16 protein-coding genes and 1 other RNA gene are annotated in these 20,057 nt (G+C 63.2%); 12 read left to right on the top strand and 5 right to left on the bottom strand.

Going from position 1 to position 20,057, the window contains the following annotated elements; genetic code table 11:
• The first annotated feature begins 40 nt into the window (after positions 1-40).
• The 3 genes from HMPREF9695_RS15095 to HMPREF9695_RS15085 all read left to right on the top strand — a co-directional run bounded on the left by HMPREF9695_RS15095 (position 41) and on the right by HMPREF9695_RS15085 (position 3,887).
• Positions 41-1,177 (top strand): thiolase family protein, encoded by a 1,137-nt coding sequence (locus tag HMPREF9695_RS15095; protein WP_006021734.1) that lies wholly within the window; start codon positions 41-43, stop codon positions 1,175-1,177.
• Complete coding sequence (locus HMPREF9695_RS15090; protein ID WP_006021733.1) at positions 1,174-1,536, top strand: Zn-ribbon domain-containing OB-fold protein; 363 nt, start codon at positions 1,174-1,176, stop codon at positions 1,534-1,536. Before HMPREF9695_RS15095 ends, HMPREF9695_RS15090 begins: the two co-directional genes overlap by 4 nt.
• A 554-nt stretch (positions 1,537-2,090) precedes the next feature.
• Positions 2,091-3,887 carry an ABC transporter ATP-binding protein gene (locus HMPREF9695_RS15085; RefSeq protein ID WP_006021732.1) on the top strand — a complete coding sequence of 599 codons (1,797 nt, stop codon included), beginning with the start codon at positions 2,091-2,093 and terminating at the stop codon, positions 3,885-3,887.
• A 50-nt stretch (positions 3,888-3,937) separates the two neighbouring features.
• On the opposite strand, the gene HMPREF9695_RS15080 is transcribed toward HMPREF9695_RS15085, so the two are convergent.
• Positions 3,938-4,777: an alpha/beta fold hydrolase gene (locus HMPREF9695_RS15080; RefSeq protein ID WP_006021731.1), complete on the bottom strand. Its 840-nt coding sequence runs from the start codon at positions 4,775-4,777 to the stop codon at positions 3,938-3,940.
• A 64-nt stretch (positions 4,778-4,841) separates the two neighbouring features.
• A complete protein-coding gene (locus HMPREF9695_RS15075; protein WP_006021730.1) occupies positions 4,842-5,678 on the bottom strand; it encodes a class I SAM-dependent methyltransferase in 837 nt (278 codons plus the stop codon).
• A gap of 97 nt (positions 5,679-5,775) precedes the next feature.
• On the opposite strand from HMPREF9695_RS15075, the gene HMPREF9695_RS15070 reads away from it, so the two are divergent.
• Positions 5,776-7,842: a transcriptional regulator gene (locus tag HMPREF9695_RS15070; RefSeq protein WP_041712523.1), complete on the top strand. Its 2,067-nt coding sequence runs from the start codon at positions 5,776-5,778 to the stop codon at positions 7,840-7,842.
• 16 nt (positions 7,843-7,858) lie between these two features.
• Here HMPREF9695_RS15070 and HMPREF9695_RS15065 read toward each other — a convergent pair whose 3' ends face one another.
• Both HMPREF9695_RS15065 and rnpB read right to left on the bottom strand, forming a co-directional pair.
• Positions 7,859-9,067 carry a GGDEF domain-containing protein gene (locus HMPREF9695_RS15065; RefSeq protein WP_006021728.1) on the bottom strand — a complete coding sequence of 403 codons (1,209 nt, stop codon included), beginning with the start codon at positions 9,065-9,067 and terminating at the stop codon, positions 7,859-7,861.
• A gap of 182 nt (positions 9,068-9,249) precedes the next feature.
• Positions 9,250-9,667, bottom strand: an RNA gene (rnpB, locus tag HMPREF9695_RS25310) — RNase P RNA component class A.
• Between the two features lie 151 nt (positions 9,668-9,818).
• On the opposite strand from rnpB, the gene HMPREF9695_RS15060 reads away from it, so the two are divergent.
• Together HMPREF9695_RS15060 and HMPREF9695_RS15055 are read left to right on the top strand one after the other, a co-directional pair.
• On the top strand, positions 9,819-10,172 hold the full coding sequence (locus HMPREF9695_RS15060; RefSeq protein ID WP_006021727.1) for a YciI family protein: 354 nt from the start codon (positions 9,819-9,821) through the stop codon (positions 10,170-10,172).
• Positions 10,173-10,208: 36 nt separating this feature from the next.
• On the top strand, positions 10,209-11,450 hold the full coding sequence (locus tag HMPREF9695_RS15055) for an RNA polymerase sigma factor (RefSeq protein WP_041712815.1): 1,242 nt from the start codon (positions 10,209-10,211) through the stop codon (positions 11,448-11,450).
• Here HMPREF9695_RS15055 and HMPREF9695_RS15050 read toward each other — a convergent pair.
• Complete coding sequence (locus HMPREF9695_RS15050; protein ID WP_006021725.1) at positions 11,447-12,220, bottom strand: N-acetylmuramoyl-L-alanine amidase; 774 nt, start codon at positions 12,218-12,220, stop codon at positions 11,447-11,449. The two genes, HMPREF9695_RS15055 and HMPREF9695_RS15050, sit on opposite strands and share 4 nt — an antisense overlap.
• Positions 12,221-12,837: 617 nt before the next feature.
• Here HMPREF9695_RS15050 and rsmH point away from each other — a divergent pair.
• The 6 genes from rsmH to mraY all read left to right on the top strand — a co-directional run bounded on the left by rsmH (position 12,838) and on the right by mraY (position 20,056).
• Positions 12,838-13,839: a 16S rRNA (cytosine(1402)-N(4))-methyltransferase RsmH gene (gene rsmH / locus HMPREF9695_RS15045; protein ID WP_208856402.1), complete on the top strand. Its 1,002-nt coding sequence runs from the start codon at positions 12,838-12,840 to the stop codon at positions 13,837-13,839.
• Between the two features lies 1 nt (position 13,840).
• Positions 13,841-14,251: a cell division protein FtsL gene (gene ftsL / locus HMPREF9695_RS15040; RefSeq protein WP_006021723.1), complete on the top strand. Its 411-nt coding sequence runs from the start codon at positions 13,841-13,843 to the stop codon at positions 14,249-14,251.
• Positions 14,248-15,987 (top strand): peptidoglycan D,D-transpeptidase FtsI family protein, encoded by a 1,740-nt coding sequence (locus HMPREF9695_RS15035; protein ID WP_006021722.1) that lies wholly within the window; start codon positions 14,248-14,250, stop codon positions 15,985-15,987. Before ftsL ends, HMPREF9695_RS15035 begins: the two co-directional genes overlap by 4 nt.
• 91 nt (positions 15,988-16,078) lie before the next feature.
• Positions 16,079-17,527: a UDP-N-acetylmuramoyl-L-alanyl-D-glutamate--2,6-diaminopimelate ligase gene (locus tag HMPREF9695_RS15030; RefSeq protein ID WP_006021721.1), complete on the top strand. Its 1,449-nt coding sequence runs from the start codon at positions 16,079-16,081 to the stop codon at positions 17,525-17,527.
• A complete protein-coding gene (locus HMPREF9695_RS15025; protein ID WP_006021720.1) occupies positions 17,524-18,960 on the top strand; it encodes a UDP-N-acetylmuramoylalanyl-D-glutamyl-2,6-diaminopimelate--D-alanyl-D-alanine ligase in 1,437 nt (478 codons plus the stop codon). Before HMPREF9695_RS15030 ends, HMPREF9695_RS15025 begins: the two co-directional genes overlap by 4 nt.
• A gap of 10 nt (positions 18,961-18,970) precedes the next feature.
• On the top strand, positions 18,971-20,056 hold the full coding sequence (gene mraY / locus HMPREF9695_RS15020) for a phospho-N-acetylmuramoyl-pentapeptide-transferase (RefSeq protein WP_006021719.1): 1,086 nt from the start codon (positions 18,971-18,973) through the stop codon (positions 20,054-20,056).
• Position 20,057: the final 1 nt, after the last annotated feature.

The following is a 20,057-nucleotide window of genomic DNA, read 5'->3' as shown; positions in this document are numbered from 1 at the left end:
GGCAAACCACGGTACGGTATCTCAATGACACGAGTGGCGAATGAGTTTCATCAGCGGCGTCGGACTGACCGCATTCGGAAAACATGAAGGCCGCTCGACGCTCGATCTGATGACCGAGGCGGCCGAAGGGGCACTGTCGGATGCAGGCCTCAGGCGTGCGGATATCGACGGTCTGCTGACCGGTTACTCCACCACCATGCCGCATCTGATGCTGGCGACCGTGTTCGCCGAGCACTTCGGTGTGCGGCCGTCTTATGCCCACGCCATTCAGGTCGGCGGCGCCACGGGTCTGGCGATGGCGATGCTGGCGCATGAACTGGTCGAGGCGGGAGTCGCCAAAACCATTCTCGTCGTCGCGGGCGAGAACCGACTGACCGGACAGGCGCGCGACTCGGCGATGAGCACGCTGGCTCAGGTCGGCCATCCCGATTACGAGGTGCCGCTCGGCCCGACCATCCCGGCCTATTACGGATTGCTCGCCTCGCGTTACATGCGCGACTACGGCCTGACGCAGGCCGACATGGCGGAATTCGCGGTCTTGATGCGCAACCACGCGATGCTGCATCCCGGCGCGCAGTTTCACGATCCGATTACGGTGGCCGATGTGCTGGCGTCGCGCGAAATATCCTCACCGCTGAAGCTGCTCGATTGCTGCCCGGTGTCGGACGGCGGCGCGGCCTTTATCGTCAGCCGCGAGCCGACCAGTGACCATCATGTGCGCGTATTGGGCTGCGGGCAGGCGCATCTGCATCAGCACGTCACGGCAGCGAAATCGTTGTCCGATGTCGGTGCGGCAGTCGCGCTGAAGCGGGCGCAGGACAAGGCGGGCGTCGCTCTGAGCAATATCAGGTATGCCGGCATCTATGACAGCTTCACCATCACGCTGGCGATCCTGATCGAGGAGCTTGGCCTCGCGCAGCGCGGCGAGTCCGCCGCGCGTGCGCGAGGCGGCGATTTCGGCATCAACGGTGCGCTTCCGCTTAATACCCATGGCGGACTGTTGAGTTACGGTCACTGCGGCTGCGGCGGTGCGATGGCGCATCTGGTCGAGACGCAATTGCAGATGACGGGAAGGGCAGGGCAACGGCAGGTGCGCGACGCATCGCTGGCGCTGCTGCACGGCGATGGCGGCGTGATGTCGTCTCATGTCAGCATGTTTCTGGAGCGGGTGCGATGAGCGAAGCGATCGACCTGAAAGGCTGGACCGACGGCGCCGATGCAATCCTGTATCAATCGTGCGGCGCGTGCCGCCATCTCTGGTATTTCCGCCGCGCGTTCTGTCCGTCGTGCGGAGACGCGTCGCCGCAGACTCACAAGGCAAGCGGCAAGGGTGTGGTTTATTCCACGACAATCGTTCGTCGCGCGGCGACGCCGGACGCTAAGGCGCACGTGCCATATGCGATCCTGCTGGTCGATATGGCGGAAGGCTTTCGCATGATGGCGCATGGCGACATTGATTTGTGCATTGGAGATCAAGTCGTCGCGGAATTCAGGCCCTTTACCGGCCTGCGCACGCCGTATTTCGTCAGAGCGTGAATGTTGCTTTTTACCTCTCCCCGTTTACGGGGAGAGGTCGCGAACGAAGTAAGCGGGTGAGGGGCTGTGTTTGGGGCATGTTGAAAATGCCCCTCACCCCAACCCTCTCCCCGCAAGTGCGGGGAGAGGGAGAAGAGATGCGATGTGTCGTCGCGCGGACATTGCCGAATTTCAATCAGCCGGTACAAAATTTGCCGCAATTATTGCCCAAAACATCATCACCGGCTCACGCAACGTTGAGTCAGCATTGCTCGAACGCGGGAGGATCGCATGGATTTGAAGTTTGCGTTTATCGCGACCCCGCGAGTCCTGCGCATTCGCGCCTCGGCATTCGGATACCCCATCGGTTAACCCCGCGGTCCTCCGCGCAAGGTTGCCGGCCGCCATCGGTTCTCCGATGGCCTGTCCGTGGTCGTCCGGTTCGAGTTGTCGCGAACCTTCGCTGACCAGATTCCACAACCTGTTTCTTTGACACGTGACGATTGCGCGCGGCGCTGCCCGCTGCGTCGTCCTTCATTTGGAGTCGGCTTGCGCCTGCGCAGCCGAAACATGCCATGACTCTGTCTCGTAATAAAAAGTCCGCCTTACGCGCGGTGCTTCCATTCGTCTTCCGCCACTGGCGCAATCAGCCGGCGCGGCTCTCCGTGGTTGCCGGTGGCCTGATCGCCGCTGCGGCTGCGGACGTCTTCATGCCGCTGTTCGCCGGAAAGCTGGTGGACTCAATTGCGCGAGCCGATCCAGCCGCGGCGCGTCACGGCGCAATGATCGCCTTCGGCGCGATCGTTGCGCTCGGTCTTGTGGCGATGATCACTCGCTTCATCGGCCTGAAGGCGATCATCCCGTTCACCCTGCGCATCATGTCGGATGTAGCGCAGAACGCCTTCGTGCGCATCCAGCGCTTCTCCACCGACTGGCACGCCAACAGCTTTGCCGGTTCGACCGTGCGCAAGATCACGCGCGGCATGTGGGCGCTGGACCTGCTGAACGACACGATCCTGATGGCGCTGATCCCGTCCCTGGTCGTGCTGCTCGGTTCGACCATCCTGGTCGGCTGGCACTGGCCGGTGCTGGGTGCGGTGATCTTCCTGATGACCGCGATCTATGTCGGCCTCACGGTGGCCCTGACCACGAACTACATCGCGCCTGCCGCGCAACTGTCCAACGCGCTCGACACAAAGGTGGGCGGCACGCTGGCCGATGCGCTGACCTGCAACGCGGTGGTGAAGTCGTTCGGTGCGGAAGCCCGGGAGGACGGGCGTCTCGGCAGGGTGCTCGGCAAGTGGCGCCGCCGCGCGACCCGGACATGGTCGCGCTACACCTATGTCGGCACGGCGCAGCATGCCGTGCTGGTGTTGATGAGCGTGACTGTGATCGGCGGAGTGCTGCTGCTGTGGGCCGCGGGCCGTGCTACGCCGGGTGAGGTGGCCTATGTGGTGACGACCTATTTCGTCATTCACGGCTATCTCGGCGACATCGGTCAGCACATCAGCCATCTCCAGCGTTCGGTGAACGATATGGAGGAACTGGTGGCGATGCACGACGAGGTGATCGGCATTGCCGATGCGCCCGATGCGAGGCCGATCAAGGTCGCCGGCGGCGGCATCGTGTTCGACGATGTGACGTTCCACTATCGCGGACACGACACGCCGCTCTACGACCGGCTTGCGGTCAGCATCAGGCCCGGCGAGCGCGTCGGTCTGGTCGGCCGCTCCGGCTCCGGCAAGACGACCTTCGTCAAGCTGGTGCAGCGGCTGTACGACGCAACTGGCGGCCGCATCCTGATCGATGGGCAGGATGTCGCCAAGGCCACGCAGCAGTCGCTGCGCAGCCAGATCGCCATCGTGCAGCAGGAGCCGACCCTGTTCCATCGCTCGCTCGCGGAGAACATCGCCTATGGGCGGCCGGGCGCGAGCATGGCGCAGATCGAGGAAGCGGCGCGTCTTGCCAACGCGCATGACTTCATCATGCGGCTGCCGAAGCGTTACGAGACGCTGGTGGGCGAGCGCGGCGTGAAACTGTCGGGCGGCGAACGTCAGCGTGTGGCGCTGGCGCGGGCCTTCCTTGCGGACGCGCCGATCCTGATCCTGGACGAGGCCACATCAAGCCTCGATTCGGAATCGGAAGCCTTGATTCAGGAGGCGATGGACCGCCTGATCCAGGGCCGCACCGCGATCGTGATCGCGCACCGTCTGTCGACCGTGCGCAGCCTCGACCGTATCCTCGTGTTCGACCGGGGCCGGATCGCGGAAGAGGGGACGCATGCCTCGCTCGCGCGGCGTTCCGGCGGCATCTACCGCTCGCTGTTCGAGCGGCAGGTGCTCGAACTCGACCGCATGTCGGCGGCGGAGTAAGGCCTTGTCCCACAAGAACGCGAAGCCGGAATCGAGAGGTTCCGGCTTCGTCACCCCGCGGCGCAGCCGTCGAACACGCAACGCTTTTCGACGCGGGTGATGTGGTCGGCGACCGCGCGGGCAGCGTCTTCGGGATGGGTCAGGATCATGAAGTGCGCAGCGCCTTCGGTCGTCACGAGCGATGCGCCCTTGATGTAGATGCTCAGCAGTTCGTTGGCGCGTTTCACGGCCGGGTGACTTTCTGCACCCCGCACGACCATGACGGGAATATCGATACCGGCAAGCACCGGCGGGAACAGCTCGAAGGCATAAGCGCTCGCCCAATCGAGAATGTTGACGTGTGTCGTCTCCATTGCATAGGCGCGGACACGGGACGGCCATGACGCGAAGGTGCCGCTGCCGCCGTAGAAGTCGATCATCGATGAAATTGCTTCTTTGTCTCCGCTGCGGAAGGCTGCGAAATAGGCATCGGACATTTCCCGGAACGTGCGGTAGTGCCGGTACTCGCCAATTTCCCGCAGGATGTTGACCGCCGGAGCTTCCATGATCGTCAGGCTTTGTAACGGCACCCTGGCGCGCAGTGCGACGGCGAGCGAAGCAAGGCCGCCAAACGAATGACCAACCAGGTGGACAGGGCCGCCCGCTCGCCGGATGACGGCCTCAATAAGTTCGGCCTCATGAGCGATCGAAGGATTACGTGCAGTGCGCCGCTCCTTGGTTCCGCCATAGCCGAGCAGGCTGGTGGTTATGCACCGAAAACGGCCGTTCAACGCGGAGATCACCGGCCGCCAGGCGGCGCCGGTGCTGCACGAGCCGGGCACGAACACGATGCTCGGGCCGTCGCCGGTCTCGTCATAATCGAACGCGTCAATGATTGGTTCGGCGATCATCTGCTTGTCCTGACATCGGTTAGTTGAAACGGGCTGCGGCAATCGAGACGCAGCCCGTCCGCATTCAGCGCTTGTTGATGACGATCTCGAGATACTCGCTCGGCACAACCACGGTGTGGTCGCCGGAGCGGTTGAACTGGGTAATGAGGGCTCTGATGTCGCGCTCCAGAGCCGATTGCGCCGTGGCGTCGAGCGCCGCAAACGCCTTGAGCACCGGCCCGTAATAGGTCTTGAAGACGTCCAGCCAGTGATCCTGCGAGCGATAGCGGAAAGTGAAATGCCGCTGGGCAGTCACAATGGACGAGGCGTCGGGCTCGAACATCTCCTGGATCCGCTCCCGCGTGCCCCACAGGGCGGGGGACTTCACACCCGCAGGCGGGGGAACGTGCTTGCCGATGGTCTTGAACAACTGGCCGATGAAGCCGTCGGGCGTCCAGTTCGCAAGGCCGATTTTGCCGCCCGGCTTGCAGACGCGAACCAGTTCGCTCGCGGCGAGGTCATGGTTCGGAGTGAACATCACCCCAAAGGTCGAGACCACCACGTCGAAGTTGTCATCGGGAAACGGCAGCGCTTCCGCATCGGCTTCGCGGATCGTGAGATTGAGCCGGTCGGCAGCCGCACGCTCCCGGGCGCGTTCGAGCAGCGCGCCCACATAGTCGGTCGAAGTGACATCGCACCAGCGGCGCGCGGCAGCGAGAGACACGTTGCCGTTGCCGGCTGCGACATCCAGCACGGTTTGCCCTGCGCGTATGTCGAGCGCTTCACACAACTGCTCGCCGACGATCTGTAGTGTGGTGCCGACAACGGCGTAATCGCCGGACGACCAGGCTCCTTGCTGGCGGGCCTTGACCGCCGTAAAGTCGATGGGTGCCTTGCTAGCGGTATCGACGGAAGTCAGCATGGTTCTTCTCCGATTGTCCTGGGATAGCCCCGCGAGCGGGGCAAGCATTGGATCCGGTCATCTGCGCCATTTCCTCGACGTACCGTAGCGGCCGCACATGGAGACGAGCGTGGTAGCCGGCGTGGAAAAGCACGTGGAATCGGGTCGCGCCGGCCGCGGTGATTTGTCGCTGCAGGTGCAATTGCTTGGCGCCCTGACGATTTCCCGAAACGGCGGTGCGCTGAAGTTGCCGGCGTCGCGCAAGGTGCGCGCGCTTCTCGCCTATCTGGCGCTGGCTCCGCATGCTGTGCCGCGAAGCCAGCTTTGCGAGCTTTTGTGGGATGTTCCGAGCGATCCGCGCGGCGAGCTTCGCTGGTGTCTCAGCAAGCTGCGAAGTGTCGTTGATGAGCCGGATCGGCCGCGCGTTGTGACCGATGGAGATACTGTCGCGTTCGATCTGACGGATTGTTTCGTTGACGCGGTCGAGATCGCGCAGGCGACACAAACGGGACTGGACGCGCTGCCGCCTGAGCGGCTGCGCGCGCTGTCGTCGTTGTGTCACGGAGAATTTCTCGAAGGCTTCGAGATCGATCGCAACCCTGCTTTCAACACCTGGCTCACCGCGCAGCGCCGCCAGTTTCGCAGCCGCCACGCGGCGTTGCTTGAACGGCTCGCCGGAAGCGAAGCTGGCGTTGAGGTGTTCGGATATCTGGAGAAATGGCTGGAGCTCGCGCCGTTCGATCTGCGCGTTCACGAAAATCTCCTCAACGCGTTTGCCCGGCACGGCCGGATTCGTGAGGGTGAAGATCATCTGTCGGCGACGGCACGGCTGTTCGATGCCGAGGGTCTCGATTGCGCGCCGATCCGGGAGGCGTGGCGGGCAGCTCGGGCCCATGCGGACGGATCGCCGAAGCCTCAGGTTCATGCGGTTGATCTGTCGATCGTCGCGCCGACCGGGACCAACAGCATCATCACACCTGCCGAGAGTGTCATCACGTCACCTCGCCGAGCCTCCATCGCCGTCATGCCGTTTGTCGAACGGACCGCCGAGGCGTCGACGGCCCCCGGCGGGCCTGCGGGCGGTCTCGCTCATGACCTCATTACGAGACTCGCAAAGCTGCGAAGTCTCTTTGTCATTGCACAGGGCACGGTCTTCGCCTTGAGCGAGCGGCATGTGGGGCCGGAGGAAGCCGGCCGCATGCTCAATGTGGATTATGTTGTCAGCGGATCGCTGCAACGTCGGGGCGACCGCCTCATCGTGACCGTCGAACTCGCCGAGACCCGCTCCGCCCGGGTGGTGTGGGCGGAGGTCTTCGATCAGAAGTCAGACGATGCATTCTTCGTCCTCGGTGAAATCGGCGACAGGATCGTTGCGTCCATCGCGAACGAAATCGAGATGATCGAGCGCAACCGCGCGATGCTGAAGCCGCCCAGCTCGCTGGATGCCTGGGAGGCCTATCACCGCGGCCTGTGGCACATGTATCGATTCAACAAGGCCGACAACGAGCGCGCGCAACAGTTTTTCCAGACGGCGGTACATCTCGATCCCACCTTTTCGCGGGCGTATGGCGGTCTGTCCTTCACCCATTTCCAGAACGCATTTCAGGGATGGACCAGGCGCGAGCCGGAGGTTGAGCGTGCCTTCGATGCCGCCGGTCAAAGCCTGATGGCCGACGACCGCGATCCCGGCGCGCACTGGGCCATGGGCCGGGCCCTGTGGCTGCGCGGGCATCAGGATCAGTCGCTCGTCGAACTGGAGCAGGCGATCGACCTCAGTCCGAATTTTGCGCTCGGCCACTACACGCTCGCGTTCGTTCATTCGCAGGGAGGCGATCCGCGGGCTGCCGTGCGGTTCTCCGACCATTCGCGTCACCTGAGTCCGTTCGATCCGCTGCTGTTCGGCATGCTCGGCGCCCGCGCGATGGCGCTGGTAAGGCTCAAGCAGTTTGATGAGGCTGCGGAGTGGGGCCTCAAGGCCGCCGCCCGTCCCAACGCCCACGCGCATATTCTGGCGATAGCCGCTTACTGTCTGGCGCTGGCAGGCCGCCTTGAAGAGGCACGTGCTCAAATGGCGGCGATCCGCAAACGACTTCCCGGATATCGTGTCGATGATTTTCTGACCGCCATGCAGTTCGCACCGGAGAGCGCCGAATTGTTCCGGCAAGGGGCACGGCGCATCGGCTGATCCGGGCGCCGAATGACTAACGCAGGTTGACCGTTTTGCGGCTGATCGCGTTGTGGTCCTGAAAATCGTCGCCGTCGTTCAACGAAGGAACAAGATGCGGCGCCACCGTGTAGACGGCGTAGCCGCTTCTCGTTCGTTTGGCCTGATAGAGCGCCTGATCGGCGCGGGCGAGCAATTCGTCCGGTGCGAGCGCGTCGTCCGTCAGCAGCGCAATGCCGACGCTGGTGCCGATCTCGATGGTGTAGCCGTTGACGCTGTAATAGCTGCCGATGTCCTCGACGATGCGGGAGGCCAGTCCGGTGGCTTGTTCTCGCTCGGCGACGCCGGTCTGCACCAGCACGAACTCGTCGCCGCCCAGCCGCACCAGCAGGTCGCTTGCCCGGGTCAGGCGGGTCAGCCGCCGCGCGACTTCCCTGAGAATCGCGTCGCCTGCGGGATGGCCGTAAAGATCGTTCGCCGCCTTGAAGCGGTCGAGGTCGAGGCTGTGCACGGCAAGGCCGTAGCCGTTGCGCTGTGCATCGCCGATTGCAAGTTCAAGCCGCTCGTTCAGTTCAAGCCGATTGGACAAGCCGGTCAGCGCGTCCTGCCGTGCAAGCCCCGCGAACTGCCGTTTCAGGGTAATCTGGCTGACGGTGGTGTTGTAGCTGTGCCGGATGACGTCGAACGCGCCAACCAGGAGAATGCCGGTCATCAGCGCGAGGCTCAGGTAGATCGGCCCGCCATGGATGATGCCGGCGACAGGGGTGGGTATGCTGATAATGAGAAGATTGACAATCGCAAGCCGTGGCCGGTGTGCGACCCGCATCAATGTTCCCGCGCAATATGTCGACAGCATCCCGACGGCCAGCATGTGGATCGTCGGATCGGCGAGCATGAAACAGCGCACGCCAATCGCGCTGATGACCAGGGCGCTAGCGATACTTCGGCTGACGTAACGTCGCTCCCAGAGCGTGACGTCAGCACGGGAGAGCGGTTTACCGGATGCCGCATGACGATAGCGGCGCATCATGACAATGCGCTCGATCGAGATCAGGACGATGGCAATGGTCAGTCCGAGAACAGTCAGGTCGCCGGTGTGCAGGGAGATGGCCGAGCCGATCACGCCCTGGCTGATGGCGACCACGACGACCGAGGGGGCGGCGGCAAACAGCTCGTCGATCAGTTCGGCATAGACACCATCGGAAAGCCGTTCCGCCGCCAGCCATTGGAGGGATCGAAAGTGCATCGTCTGCTCGCCAGTCCGCCTCGATCATGTGGGGCGATGCTACAGACGGCGAGTAAAACGAAGGGCTTGGGGATTGTTTCAATTTTAATGATTCGGAACTGCGGCCCAAAACTGGCGAGGGGTCCGGCGTATTCCGCCGAACCCCTCATTCTTGCGCATGATCTCTTTCGGATCATGCGATCGGTATCAGCCGGCCTGTAAGCCGGGTTCTGTAGGGCCTGAGTGGTTCGCACCACGCAGACGTGACGGCCATTCCTCTGGGACGCAAGTTACCTTGCGCCTCAAGCAACCTACCCGGACAGCGGGCCTGACATCGCCCCGCGGAGTTATCGCCCGAGAGCGAACTTTCCACTGTGCCGTCCCTATTCGGTTTTGCTCCCGGTGGGGTTTGCCATGCCGTCTCTATTGCTAGAAACGCGGTGCGCTCTTACCGCACCTTTTCACCCTTACCTTCACGGAGTGAAGGCGGTTCGTTCTCTGTGGCACTTTCCCTGGGGTCGCCCCCGCCGGGTGTTATCCGGCACCGTATGTCGATGGAGCCCGGACTTTCCTCCCCGGCGACCTTTCGATCCTTGCCGGAGCGGCCGTCCAGCCGACTGACAGATGAGGACATGAGCGTTCCCGGCAGTCGCGTCAAGTCAAATGCGGTGCGGCGGGCCTCTCAAATAATTTATGCTGAAGATGTCGTTCGGGCCTCGCCCCGTTCGTCTAGGGTTACGGCGAACCGCGCCGGTCAAACGGAGTGACCCACATGCAGTATTTGTTGCTGATCTATCGAAACGAAGCAGATGAGGCCAAACGGAGCGAGGCTGAAGCCAAGGCAATGACCGACGAATACGGCGCGTTCACGCAATCCATTATCCAAAGCGGGAACTTCAAGGGCGGTGACCGGCTTCACCCGACGTCGATGGCGACCACGGTGCGCGTGCGCGACGGCAAGACCCTGACCACCGATGGCCCGTTTGCGGAAACCCACGAGCAACTCGGCGGATACTACATCGTCGACGCGAAGGATATCGATGCAGCGCTGGCGATTGCAGCCCGAATTCCGGGCGCCCGGGTCGGTTCGATCGAAGTCCGGCCCATCTACATGTACAACAACTAGCAGAATGCCGCGGTCCACGTCCTGATGGGCAAGGCGATGACGATCGCTGACATCGAAGGCATATTCCGCAATGAGGCGGGTCGCGCGCTTGCGACGCTGATCCGCCTCGTCGGAAGTTTCGATCTTGCCGAGGATGTGTTGCAGGAAGCTTTTGCCGCAGCGTTGGAACGCTGGGCGAAGAACGGCGTGCCGTCAAATCCGCGCGCATGGTTGATCAGCACCGGCCGCAACAAGGCCGTCGATCGTATCCGCCGCGAGACCGCGTTTCGCGCGAAGGAAGGCCAGATCGCCCGTGAGGTAGAACTGCTTGGCACAAACGTGGTGGACGGCGATGGTTCGGCGGACGCGGTTGACGACGACGCGCTGCGGCTGATCTTCACCTGCTGTCATCCATCATTTGCCATCGAAACCCAGGTCGCGTTGACTCTCCGGACGATCTGCGGCCTGACGACGGGGCAGGTTGCGCGTGCTTTTCTGACCAGCGAGGACGCAATGGCGCAGCGTCTGACCCGCGCCAAGCAGAAAATTCGCCTCGCCGGAATTCCCTATGAAGTGCCGCAGCACGATGCGCTGAATGCGCGGCTGCACGGTGTGCTTGCGGTGGTCTATCTCGTTTTCAACGAAGGTTATGCCGCGACCGCCGGTGAGGCGCTGATGCGGCCGGACCTTGCACGGGAAGCGATCCGGCTGTGCCGCTTGCTCGATGTATTGATGCCGGGGCGAAGCGAGATTCGCGGCCTGCTTGCGCTGATGCTGCTGCACGATGCACGGCGCACCAGCCGCGAGACAGCGGAGGGTGACATCGTACTGCTGGAGCATCAGGACCGCACGCTATGGGATCGCGTCCAGATCGCCGAGGGACTGGCGCTTGTCGAACAGGCGCTGTCGGAGCCGGGCCGCCCCAATTCTTACGCGGTGCAGGCGGCCATCGCAGCGCTGCATGCGCGTGCGCCAAGTTTTGCGGAAACGGACTGGCCGCAGATTGCGGGACTCTATGAGGTGCTGGTCCGGATTGCGCCGTCGCCGGTCGTCGCACTCAACCACGCCGCCGCCATCTCGATGGTCGATGGACCGGCCAAGGCGCTGGCGCTGGTCGATGCTCTTGCCGCGCGCGGCGAACTCGACGGCTATGGTCTGTTGCCTGCGGTTCGTGCGGACCTGTTACGGCGGCTGAAATGCAGCGATGAAGCGCGCGCCGCCTACACGCAGGCGCTCGAATCCACCAGCCTTGAACCGCTGCGGCGTCTCTATCTGCGCCGTCTCGCGGAACTGGACTAGCTCACGAGCGCTTCTTTCGGCATAAGCGCGAGCAGATCGTTCAACGTCGTCAATGTCGATGTGTCGGCGATGCCATCGATCCGCTCCGGACGGAAGTGCCGCTGGAAGGCGGCAACCACATCCATGGTGGCAGCGTCATAGAGTCCGTTCAGCGGAACGCCGTAACCGAAGCTCGCCAGCAGCTTTTGCAGGGCGAGTACATCGTCGCCGGATTGTCCGAGCATGGTCTGCACGCCGCGCACGATCGGCGCAGGTTCGACCCAGAGGCCGACGCCGGAATCCGCCAGCAGCCGCCACGGAAATTTCTCGCCGGGATCTTTCTTGCGGCCCGGCGCGACATCCGAATGTCCGAGGATGCGATGCTTCGGAATATCGCGGCGGATCATGATGCCCTTGCACAGCGCGATCACCGCCGCGATCTGCCGCAATGGAAAATCGGTGTAGCCGAGATCGTGGCCCTGATTGACGATCTCGATGCCGATCGAAAGCGAGTTGATATCGGTCTCGTTGCCCCACGACGATGCGCCAGCATGCCAGGCGCGATTGGACTCGCGCACGCACTGGACGATGTTGCCGTCCTCGAGCACGACATAATGTGCGGAGACTTCGGTGCCAGTCGTACACAGCCGCACGATCGCACTCGCGGCATCGGCCATCCCGGTGTAGTGCAGCACGATCATGTTCGGCGCCAGCACGCCCTTGCGGTCGCCGAAGTTCGGCGATGGCGTGACGGTCGACACGACGGATGAATCGGGCACGAAGCTCAGCATGTCAGCAGGTTCCCCCAGGAAAGTAATCGGGACGCTGACGCTTCGATCCAAATCCAGCAGACTCAAACGATCCTCGCGGCATACAGGGACTCGAAACTGGGCGAGAGAAGGGCGGTAGCGGGCTAGTGGTCCGATTCTGACATTCGCTTCGCGGACTCGCCGCCCGCTGGGCCGCGAATGTCAAATCCACACCACCCGTCCTACGGCAATGCTTTTCCGGTGCAATCGGCGCGGGTTCCATGGCCGGTTCTTGCCCCCACAACATTGCGCATGGCCGGGTTGCTCGCCGGCGCCGCGGAAGACACCTTCTTTAAAGGCAATTCTCCCCGTCAACCATTCCTTAACGATAACTGCCGCCAATGAAGGGTGGAGAGTCGCGCCGGAACGGTGCGGCTGTGGTCCTTAAATGCGCAAAAAGCCCTGCGAAAAGCTCGATGGCTGGCCAGAAAATCCCATGCGGAACCTCGAATTTAAGGCGCGTCATCGCCAGCGCTTCCGCGTTCAGGTCGATCTGGATGCCGGAAAGGGCCAATCTGGGGCTGTTCGGCCGCGATCTTGCGGACCGGCCCGGATATTCCGGCCGGCATGCGGCCGTCTTTCACCGGCAGGCGTTTGAAATGTCGCCCGACGATGCACCCGTACGTCATGTTCCGGTTCTCGGCCGCGAAGCGGTCGAGGCGCTCGCGCCCCGCGACGGCGGCATTTACGTGGACGGAACGTTCGGAGCGGGCGGCTACAGCCGCGCAATCCTGAAAGTTCCCGGCACCCGCGTGATCGGCATCGATCGCGACCGCACCGCAATTGCCGGCGGCTTCGATCTCGTGGACTCCTCGGGCGGGCGGCTGACGCTGGTCGAGGATCGTTTTTCCAATCTGGCGGACGTCTGCGCGGCGCAGGGCATTACGGCCGTCGATGGCGTCGTCATGGATGTCGGCGTTTCGTCGATGCAACTCGATCAGTCCGAGCGCGGCTTCTCGTTCCGCCTCAACGGCCCGCTCGACATGCGGATGGGCCAGGACGGGCCGACCGCCGCCGATGTGGTCGCGAAGGCGTCCGAAACCGACCTCGCCAATATCATTTATATCTTCGGCGAAGAGCGGCATTCCCGCGCCGTTGCGCGCGCCATCGTCGCGGCGCGGAAGGAAGCGCCGATTACAACGACACGCGCGCTGGCTGACATTGTCTCGCGCGTGGTGCGCTCCAAGCCGAATGAAATTCATCCCGCGACGCGGACGTTCCAGGCGCTGCGCATCTTCGTCAACGAGGAACTGGATGAGCTTCACGCGGCGCTGGTGGCGGCGGAGCAGATGCTGAAGCCGGGCGGCAGGCTGGCCGTGGTGTCGTTCCATTCGCTCGAAGACCGCATCGTCAAGAATTTTCTTAACGAGCGCGGCAAGCGCGGCGGCGGTTCACGGCATCTGCCCGAAGTCGATCAGGCGTTGCCGAGCTTTGAAATCCTCACCAAGCGCCCGATCGTGGCGGACGATGAGGAAGTCGCGGACAATCCGCGCGCGCGCTCCGCGAAGCTGCGCGCTGCTGCGCGCACCGATGCGCCTGCGCAATCGGAGACCGCATCATTCGACTGGCCGCAGCTTGCCGACGTGATGAGGGGAGGCTGACATGCGGTTTGTCCACCTCTTTGTCATCTGCGCACTGATCTTCGGCGCGGCCTATGTCTACCGCATCAAGATGGAATCGACGGTGCGGACCGAAAGCGTTCTCCGGCTGCGAGCCGACATCCGCAAGGAGCGTGATTCCATCGCCGCCCTCAAGGCAGAGTGGGCCAAACTGGAATCGCCGAAACGTTTGCAGGAACTGGCCTCGCGTCACTTGTCGCTGCGTTCGATCGAAGCCACACAATATGACTCGCTGAAGAACCTGCCGCCGCGTCCGCCGAGCTTCGTGAGGCCGGGCGATCCCGATCCGATCGGGACCATGATCGAAAGCGTCGATCTGGAAGCGCTTGCCAAGGCCGCGTCGGAAGATGAAACGCTCACCGGCTCGATACCCAAACCGGAGGGCGCGCAGTGACCGAGCAAATCACACCGCCTCCGGAACCCTGGCGGCAACGGCTGATCCGCACGCTGCTTTACGGAAAGAACGTGGACCGCTCGGCCAAGGCGCGTGCGCGCGTCGGCCTTGCGATCGTCGCTTTCGCTGCGGTTTACGCGATCATTGCCGGCCGCCTCGTCATGTTCGCGATCGGCGGCGATGGTCACGGCACGCGGCGCACGGCCTCGCAGGACGCCGTCGCCACGGCGCGGCCCGATATCCTTGATCGCAACGGGATGATCCTCGCCACCGACGTCAAGACGCCGTCCCTGTTCGGCGAGCCCCGCCGCATTATCGATAAGGACGAGGCGATCGAGCTTCTCACCGGAACGCTGCCGGACCTCGACGCGGGCGAAGTGCGGGATCGTCTTTCGTCGAAGAAGGGGTTTGTCTGGCTGAAGCGCGAAATTACGCCAACGCAGCAGAAGGAAATCTATCGTCTGGGTCTGCCCGGCGTCGGGTTCCTGCGCGAGAACAAGCGGGTGTATCCAAGCGGCCCCGTGGTGTCGCATCTGATCGGCCATGTGAACATCGACAACCAGGGCATTGCCGGCATCGAGAAGTGGCTGGACAGCAACGGTCTGGCCGACCTGCATCGGGCCGGCTTCGCCACGGACCGGCAGCAGGAGCCCGTGCGGCTCGCAGTCGATCTGCGCGTCGAACATGCGCTGCGCGATGAACTGCTCAAGGCCAAGGACAAGTTCAAGGCGAAGGCGGCCGCCGGTCTGGTTTCGAACGTCAATACCGGTGAGATCATCGCAATGGTCTCAGTGCCGGATTACGATCCCAACAATCCGCGCGAAGCCAACGACCCGACCCGCATCAACCGCCTGACCACCGGCGTGTTCGAGATGGGCTCGACGTTCAAGTCGCTTACGCTTGCGATGGCGCTGGATTCCGGCCGCGCCACCGTCAACACGCTCTACGATGCGCGTGCGCCGCTGACCTACGGCAAGTTCAAGATTCATGACACCCACAATCTGGGGCGTGCTGTCCCCATGTGGGAGGTCTTCACCGAATCCTCCAACGTCGGCGCGGCGCGTGTCGCGCTGTCGATGGGCGTTGAGGCGCACAAGGCGTTCCTGCGCAAACTCGGACAGCTCTCGCGGCTTCGCACCGAACTGCCCGAAAGCGCAGAGCCGCTGGTGCCGAAACGCTGGGGCGAGTTGAACACCATCACCATCGCGTTCGGACACGGCATGGCCGTGGCGCCGTTGCAGGCCGTGATGGGCATCAACGCGCTGGTCAATGGCGGCTATCTGATCCCGCCGACATTCCTGAAGCGATCGCGCGAGGATGCGATGCAACTCGCCAAGCAGGTCGTGAAGCCGGAGACCAGCGCCAGCATGCGCTACATGATGCGGCTGAATGCGGAGCGGGGTACGGCGCGCAAGGCCGACGTCAAAGGCTATTATGTCGGCGGTAAGACGGGCACCTCGGAAAAGGTCGTCAACGGCCGCTATTCCAAGAAGCAGGTGCTGAATTCGTTCACGGCCATCATGCCGGCGGACAATCCGCAATATCAGCTCCTGATCATGCTGGACGAGCCGCAGCCGCTGCCCGAAACCCACGGCTTTATCACCTCGGGCTGGAACACGGTCCCGACCGGCGGCAAGGTCATCGAGCGAATCGCCCCGCTGCTCGGGATGGTGCCGCGGTTCGATTTACCGCCGTCCGACCGCCTTATTCTTGCGGCATCGAAGGAAAGCCGGTAACCGCTCACGGAGTTTTGTGGACGTGCGTATCCCGCAGCGCGGGCGCCGGTTCTGCGGTTAGAATACGCTATGATTCCAAATCCGGGGTGAGATGAAGTTACGCGATCTTTTCAGCGGGGATGCCGTGGTCGGCGCGCAGCATGCCGATGTTGCGGTCGCGGGGATTGCCGTGGACAGCCGCGTGGTGAAGCCGGGCGATGTTTTCTTCGCGTTGGCCGGGACCAGGACCGACGGTGCGCGCTTTATCGATCAGGCGATTGCGTCCGGCGCTGTCGCTGTCGTGAGCGATCGTATTCCGGAGAGCGACGGTCGCGTTGCATTTATTGCCGTGCCGAATCCGCGCCGCGCGCTGGCGCTCGCCGCGGCAAAATTCTATCCCCGTCAGCCCGCGACCATCGCCGCCGTCACCGGCACCAGCGGCAAGACTTCGGTCGCGGTGTTCACCCGGCAGATCTGGCAGCGTCTCGGTTATGCAGCCGCGAGCATCGGGACCATTGGTCTCGTGTCGCCGAAGCGCACTGTCTACGGCTCGCTGACCACGCCCGATCCGATCGCGCTGCATCGGTCACTCGACGAGATCGCGGGCGAGGGCGTGACCCATCTGGCGTTCGAGGCGTCGTCGCATGGTCTCGACCAGCACCGCCTCGACGGGGTGAGCGTCAGCGCGGGTGGATTCACCAATCTGTCGCGTGACCACATGGATTATCATCCGACTGTCGAGCACTATCTCGCAGCGAAGCTGCGACTGTTCACGGATCTGGTCGTCGATGGCGGCGCGGCGATCATCGCCGCCGATCACGAACATTCGCAGGCGGTGATCGATGCCGCGCGCATCCGCAAGCTGCGGATCATCACGGTCGGACGCAAAGGCGAGGGCATCAGGCTTGTCGATGCGGCTGTCGATGGCTTTGCGCAGAAGCTGACGCTGGAGCATGACGGCAAGCGCACTCAGGTGCGGCTGCCGCTGGTCGGAGAATTCCAGATCGAGAACGCGCTGGTTGCGGCTGGACTTGTGATTGCCACCGGCGGCGATGCGGAGCGTGTCTTCGCGGCGCTTGAGCATCTTCAAGGAGCGCCGGGGCGTCTTGAACTGGTCGGCGAGCGCAACGGCGCGCCGGTGTTTGTCGACTACGCGCACAAGCCCGATGCGCTGGCGAAAGCGCTCGAAGCGCTGCGCCCCTATACAAAGCGCAAGCTCGTGGTGGTGTTCGGCGCGGGCGGCGACCGCGACGCCGGCAAGCGTCCGCTGATGGGGGCGATCGCCGCTGAGAACGCAGATACTGTCATCATTACCGATGATAATCCCCGATCGGAGAATCCCGCCTCGATCCGGGCCGCCATCATGGCGGCTGCGAAAGGCGCGAAGGATATCGCCGACCGCAATGAGGCGATCCGCGCCGCCGTCGCAGGCCTGCAACAGGGCGATGCGCTGCTGATCGCGGGCAAGGGTCACGAGACCGGACAGATTGTTGGAGATAAAGTGTTGCCGTTCAGCGATCACGACGCCGCCGCGGCGGCATTGGCGGAGCATGCTGCATGAGTGCGCCTTTGTGGACCAGCACGGCGATGGCGAAGGCGATGCAGGCCTCGACGCGCGGCGCGTTGCCCGATGCGATCACCGGCATCTCGATCGACAGCCGCACATTGACGCCGGGCGAGGCTTACTTCGCGATCAAGGGCGACGTGCACGACGGGCACGACTTCGTTGAGGCGGCGCTGAAGAACGGCGCGGGGCTCGCCGTGGTCTCGAAGGCGCATGCGGACAAGTTCGCCCCGGATGCGCGGTTGCTCGTGGTGGACGATGTGCTAGCCGGGCTGGTGGACCTCGGCCGCGCGGCACGGGCCCGGCTCGGCGGAAAAGTCATCGCGGTGACCGGATCGGTCGGCAAGACCTCGACCAAGGAAGCGTTGCGTGCGGTGCTCGGCGCGCAGGGCGAGACCCATGCATCGGTTGCGTCCTTCAACAATCACTGGGGCGTACCGCTGACGCTGGCGCGTTGCCCGGCGTCGTCCCGGTTTGCGATCTTCGAGATCGGCATGAACCATGCGGGAGAAATCGAGCCGCTGGTGAAGATGGTGCGCCCGCATGTGGCGATCATCACCACCGTTGAGCCGGTGCATCTGGAATTCTTTTCCGGGATCGAGGCGATTGCCGACGCAAAAGCTGAAATCTTCTTGGGCGTCGAACCGGGCGGAGCGGTGGTGCTCAATCGCGACAATCCGCAATTTGCGCGCCTGACCAAGAGCGCCAAGGCAGCGAAGATCGAACGTATCGTCTCGTTCGGCAGTGACGAAAAAGCCGATGCGCGGCTGATCGACGTCTCGCTACATCCCGCATGCTCGGCGGTGCACGCCAGCATTCTTGGCCAGGACATCACTTACAAGATCGGCATGCCGGGACGGCATATGGCGATGAATTCGCTCGCGGTGCTGGCCGCGGCGTCCCTCGCAGGTGCGGACCTTGCGCTGTCGGCGCTGGCGCTGGCGCAGCTCAAGCCCGCCGCGGGGCGCGGCGTGCGCGAGGTGCTGACCCTCACGGAAGGTACCGCCACGCTGATCGATGAAAGCTACAACGCCAATCCGGCTTCGATGAAGGCAGCGATCACCGTGCTCGGCCAGGCCAGTGTCGGTCCGCGCGGGCGGCGCATCGCGGTGCTCGGCGACATGCTGGAACTCGGCGCGACGGGCCCCGATCTGCACCGCGGTCTCAGCGAAGCCATCAAGGCGAATAATATCGATGCCGTATTTTGCTGTGGTCCGCTGATGCTCAATCTCTGGGAGGCCCTTCCTTCCGCCAAGAAGGGCGGCTATGCCGATCATTCCGCTGCTCTCGAACAGCAGGTTGTCGCCGCTGTTGGCGCCGGCGACGCGATTATGGTCAAGGGTTCGCTTGGTTCTCGTATGAAATTGATTGTGACTGCGTTGCAGAAGCGTTTTCCCGAAAAGGCCGCGCTCGACGGCGCCACACACTAAGGCAATTGGAATGTTTTATTGGCTCACTGAATTGGCCGGCACTATCCCCGGCATCAATGTGTTCCGTTACATCACCTTCCGCACCGGCGGCGCGATGGTCACCGGTGCGCTGTTCGTGTTCATGTTCGGGCCCTGGATTATCGACCAGCTTCGTCTGGCGCAGGGCAAGGGTCAGCCGATCCGTGCAGACGGTCCGCCGACGCACCTGGTGACCAAGAAGGGCACGCCCACCATGGGCGGGCTGATGATCCTGTCGGGACTGATCGTCTCGACACTGCTGTGGGCCAACCTGCGCAATGCGTATGTCTGGATCGTGCTGCTGGTCACGCTCGGCTTCGGCTTTGTCGGCTTCTATGACGACTACCTGAAAGTCTCCAAGCAGACCGACAAGGGATTCTCCGGGCGCTCGCGTCTCGCGGTCGAAGGATTGATCGCGCTGATCGCGTGCACCTGCATCGTCTGGTTCGGCCGCGACGCGTCCGTCACGGCTGTGTCGATCCCTTTCATCAAGGAATTCCTCCTCAACATTGGCTGGTTCTACGTGATGTTCGGCATGTTCATCATCGTCGGAGCCGGTAACGCGGTGAACCTCACCGACGGTCTCGATGGTCTCGCGATCGTGCCGGTGATGATCGCGGCCGCGAGCTTCGGCATGATCGCCTATCTGGTCGGCAACGCGGTGTTCGCGGAGTATCTGCAAATCCGTTACGTCCCCGGCACCGGCGAGCTCGCTGTGCTCTGCGGCGCCGTGCTCGGCGCGGGCCTCGGATTCCTCTGGTTCAATGCGCCGCCGGCGTCGATCTTCATGGGCGATACAGGATCGCTCGCGCTCGGCGGCATGCTCGGCGCGATCGCGGTCGCCACGAAGCATGAAATCGTGCTGGCGGTGATCGGCGGCCTGTTCGTGGTCGAGGCGCTGTCCGTCATCGTGCAGGTGGCGTCGTTCAAGCTGACCGGCAAGCGTTTCTTCCGTATGGCGCCGATCCATCATCACTACGAGCAGAAGGGCTGGACCGAACCGCAGATCGTGATCCGTTTCTGGATCGTCTCGGTGATGCTGGCGCTGGCCGGTCTTTCCACGCTGAAGCTGCGGTGAA

The sequence above is a fragment of the Afipia broomeae ATCC 49717 genome (assembly GCF_000314675.2).
Lineage (GTDB): Bacteria > Pseudomonadota > Alphaproteobacteria > Rhizobiales > Xanthobacteraceae > Afipia > Afipia broomeae.
This window is presented reverse-complemented; position numbering and strand designations above follow the sequence as displayed.